4 protein-coding genes are annotated in these 2,799 nt (G+C 66.3%); 1 reads left to right on the top strand and 3 read right to left on the bottom strand.

Translation table 11 applies throughout. The features are described 5' to 3' along the window. Nucleotides 1-314: 314 nt before the first annotated feature. Nucleotides 315-506, bottom strand: a complete 192-nt coding sequence (locus ACWDX9_RS62135; protein WP_397371615.1) for a hypothetical protein — start codon at nucleotides 504-506, stop codon at nucleotides 315-317. A gap of 233 nt (nucleotides 507-739) precedes the next feature. On the opposite strand from ACWDX9_RS62135, the gene ACWDX9_RS62130 reads away from it, so the two are divergent. Beyond that, entirely contained in the window at nucleotides 740-1,267 is a 528-nt protein-coding gene (locus ACWDX9_RS62130) for a hypothetical protein (RefSeq protein WP_449973251.1), read from the top strand. A gap of 181 nt (nucleotides 1,268-1,448) precedes the next feature. On the opposite strand, the gene ACWDX9_RS62125 is transcribed toward ACWDX9_RS62130, so the two are convergent. Beyond that, a complete protein-coding gene (locus ACWDX9_RS62125) occupies nucleotides 1,449-1,799 on the bottom strand; it encodes an alkaline phosphatase family protein (RefSeq protein WP_449973250.1) in 351 nt (116 codons plus the stop codon). 646 nt (nucleotides 1,800-2,445) lie between these two features. Continuing rightward, on the bottom strand, nucleotides 2,446-2,799 hold a 354-nt coding region (locus ACWDX9_RS62120; RefSeq protein ID WP_449973249.1), incomplete at its 5' end, for a Chromate resistance protein ChrB.

Raw genomic sequence — 2,799 nt, 5'->3', positions numbered from 1 at the left:
GACCAGTGCCGGCTCCGGGATGGGCCTGACCGGGCTCAACCGCCGGGTGACCCTGCTCGGCGGCAGCTTCAGCGCGGGAGACGACGGCAAGGGAGGCTTCACGGTCACCGCGAGCATCCCCGCCCCCGCCGCGTAGAACGTCTCCGCGGTCGATACCGGCCTTCCCTCGCGGGAGCCGGCGGTTCTGCTGTCCGGGGAACCCGGTATCGGCCGCACGTACCAGGACTCTGCAGGCCGCTGGCCCGTCACGTGCTCCATGCGGCAAAGGCCTGCGCCGCCTGCCGCCGTCGCCCGGCTACCGCGTCAGAACACCGTCAGGTGCCCACCATGAGGGCGTACACGCTGTACGCGCGCCCGCAGTAGTAGCCGCTCGGAGCGGTCTTGAGATCAATCTGGCAGGCCCTCATGCCCGCGGTGGTCAGCGGGTACGTCTTGATGATCCTCGGTGTCGCGCTGGCCTGCCCCGCCAGCAACGTCAAGCCCGCGCAGGCCGTCAGAACGACCATCGCCAGCCCTCGGACCATACGCCTGCTACCTGATGTCACGTTTCCTCCACCATCGTTTCCGATCATGCGACCAGCTTCTTACCGGTCCCGGTCTCGCCGGGACCCGTGCATGTTGCGAGCCCGCGATCGGTTGTTGCACATCGGCGTGACCAAAGTTCCGAATGTCCCCGACGTGACGCCTCGGTGGGTCCGCCGTCGGTTACGGTGGCCCATTCGTGATCAACAAAAGGAGCATGATGAACCAGACGACGACCCTGCGAGTCGGCCGCTCGGCGCTGGTGGCGGCGGCTCTGGCCGGAGCCGTGGCGCTGACAGGAGCCGCGCCCGACGCGAACGCCGCCGCCGGGAAGGCGACGTTAGGGCCGTTCGGGTACGGCAACATACGACTCGGGATGACCGAGGCGAAGGCCAGAGGAACCGGCCGGATCGTGCGCAAGACCATCAAGGCCGACATCACATGCTCGGCCTACGATTTCAAGAATCATCGGTACGAGGGCAACCGGGCGGGCCTGTTCATCTCGAAGACGCAGGGCGTGGTGACGATCTCCGCGCCCGGCAAGGTCAAGACGCCTCAGGGCATCGGCTGGGGCTCCACCCCCGCGCAGTTGAGGGCCACCTACCCCAACCTCAAGCAGAACGCTCTGTACGGCACCTACGCCGCCGTGCCGGGCAACCCCAAGGCGATCTACGTCTTCGTCGCGTCGAAGAGGATGGTCCTCGGCGTCACCCTGGTCATGACCGCGCAGACCTGCCTCAGGTGATGCCCATAGCACCGCGGACGGAGGGCGGCGGCCTGCCAGGCGGTCCACTTGTCGATGGTGTCCTGCTTGTCGGAGGACCCAGCGGTCGCCGCGGTGGGGGTCCCACTGTCGTTGCCGCAGGCCGGTGGGGTCGCCAGGCCGTCGGTGAGCGGCACCTGGTTGGGCACGACGTTGAACGGGGTTAGTGAGGCTTCCTGGTGAAGGCCCGGCTCATCGGGGTGGCGGCGCTGTCCTTCTGGTTCATCGGCTGGATCCCCAGGATCTGCTCGATGGTGCGGATCACGGTGATCTGCGTGCAGTAGGTGCTGTCCACCTTGCCGTGCTGCGCCCAGGGGCTGATGATCTGCACGGGTCCGCGAGCGCCGTCGACGTGGTCGACGCCGTTCTGCGTGTCGTCCTCGATCACGAAGATCGCGGACTCCTTCCAGTACGGGCTGTGCGAGATGGTGTCGACGATCCTGCCGGTGGCCAGGTCGCTGTCGGCGACCGAGGCCACCGAGTTCGGCGGTCCGCCGATATGGTCGCTGGACAACCACATCATGTTGAGGTTGGCGCTGGTACAGCCCGGCGCTGGACTCGGTGTCCTCGGGGTCGTCCGCCTGCATGAGCCAGTTGTGGCCCTCGGCGGAGTTGGTGCCGACGGAGTAGGTGTTGTCGTAGAGGCCGCCCGCTCAACGGCGACGGCGGCTGCTGCGGTCACTGTTGATCTTCTTCCCCGGCCCGAACGGATTCGGCCAAGGAGGCTCAACGGCCACAGGCAAGATCCTCGCAGCGGACATGAAACGCGGGAAGATCATGGCTTCGCTCCTTTCGAGAACGCGGCGGAGCGGTTGAGGGACGGGAGCGCTCATCCCCAGCCACCCGTTCGAACATATCCCCCAGAGAGCCATATTACTCCGCAATACCATTCCCTGGCTTCTGTGCGCCCGCTATGCGGGCCTTGCGCCCTTAACAGGTGGCGAGGGCAGGCGGAGCGTAGCGCTCGCACGCGTCACTTGAGAGACCTGTCATGGTCGCACACCCGATTCGCATCGACCCCGGAGGCGCTGGATGATCCGGCACACGGTGGCCGTCTCCACCCACAAAGATCAGCCCGTAACACCTCGCCCATAACGGAAGGCGCCCATTCAACTACTTTCTGCAACGCCCTTCAAGTCGGCCGGGTGTGCCTTGCGCGCTCACCCGGCGCCGTGCTGGAAGATCGCGTTGTCCTCGGCCTGGTACACCGAGGCGGCGAACTCCTCCAGCGTCCGCGCGCAGTCGTCGAGCGCCTTGATCACCTCTTTGCGCCGCGCCGCGCCCAGGACATCGCGGGCCTTGACCTTCTCGAACCAGCCCCTGAGCTTGGTGAGGTCCTCTTCATTCTCCTCAAGCTCGCTGTAGGTGAAGTGCTTGGCCCGCACCTCCTTGGCCACCTCTTCGTGGAAGTCGGCGCACTTGTCGAGGATCTCCTCGTACTCGTCGTCGCGGGCGGCGTTGTAGAGCGCGACCAGGTCGGACTCGCCGATCACCGACGAGGTGCTGACCAGGAA

The organism is Nonomuraea sp. NPDC003201 (assembly GCF_053590415.1).
This window is presented reverse-complemented; position numbering and strand designations above follow the sequence as displayed.